Annotated in this window: 1 pseudogene; it reads right to left on the bottom strand. The window is 64.3% G+C overall.

The annotated features are described in order from the left end of the window. A pseudogene (gene tnpC / locus XI09_RS01235) lies at window positions 1–1,060 on the bottom strand (IS66 family transposase); the annotation flags it as partial. Window positions 1,061–1,186 lie beyond the last annotated feature (126 nt).

Genomic DNA, 1,186 nt, shown 5'->3' with positions numbered 1-1,186 from the left:
GCGCCTTCCATGCGACCAACACGCGGCTTCCCGGATCGGTCCGGGCTGACGCCCCGCCAGATAGAGCTGGTTGTACCCGTCATAGGCGTCGGCCTGCAGGATGCCGGCATACCCAGCCAAATGCCCCTGGGGATGCTCGCCCTTGCGGTCGCGCGAGTAGTAGAACATCGCCGCTGGCGGGCCGGCTCCACCAAATGGCTTGTCGTCCCGCACGTAGATCCAGCACCGCCCCGTGTCGGTCTTTCCCTTGGCCAGCACCGGCACGGTCGTATCATCGGCATGAAGGCGCTCGGCCGCCATGACATGGGCCTCAAGGCGGCGCAGCAACGGATCTAGCGAGGCACAGACCGCCCCAACGGCATCCGCCATGGTCGACAGTGCGATCGGCACGCCTTCCAGAGCGTAGCGCTCGGCCTGGCGGTTCAGCGGCTGATGTTGGCCGAACTTCTCGAACATGATCATGGCCAGGAGGCTCGGGCCAGCCCATCCCCTGGCGACGGCATGGAATGGCGCCGGCGGCTGGCTGATCTTCTCGCAGTCGCGGCAGGAGAACTTCTCCCGAACCGTCTCGATCACCTTCCACTGGCGCGGCACCACTTCCAGCGTGCGGGTCACATCCTCGCCGAGCTTGCGCAGGCGATTGCTGCCGCAGCATTCACAAGCCGTAGGCCCATCGATCACCACCCGTTCCCGTGGCAGATGCTCGGGGAAGGTCTGGCGCTCGGCACGCTGGCGCGTAAATCCACGCACCGTCGTCGTCTTCGCCACGGCCCGTTCCGCCGCAAGCTCGTCCTCGGCGGCGTCGGCTTCCAGCTCTTCGAACGTCAGCACCAACTGCTCGATCAGCCGCGCTGAACGCTCTGACCGTTGCCCATAGATCTGATGTTTTTAGCTTGGCGATCTGCAGCTTCTGCTGGGCAATCAGCGCTTCGTCTTGCGACGCTTTCGCGCGGGCGACCGCGAGTTCAGCGGCGACCTCCAAACCCTTCGCGCGCTCGACTGCCAGCGCCTCTTTCAGGGCGGCAACGTCATCCGGAACAGCGTCGCGATCAGCATCCATGCGACGCAGTGAATCACAGATTGAATGCGTTGGGACTCCTCAAAATGCCGGCAGCCGCAGATTTTCCTAGATCAGCCCGCGCTCTGCGGTCGCCAGCTCAGTTGCGGATTCCTCCAGTCAATTCCT

Source organism: Bradyrhizobium sp. CCBAU 11386 (genome assembly GCF_028128955.1).
Lineage (GTDB): Bacteria > Pseudomonadota > Alphaproteobacteria > Rhizobiales > Xanthobacteraceae > Bradyrhizobium.
This window is presented reverse-complemented; position numbering and strand designations above follow the sequence as displayed.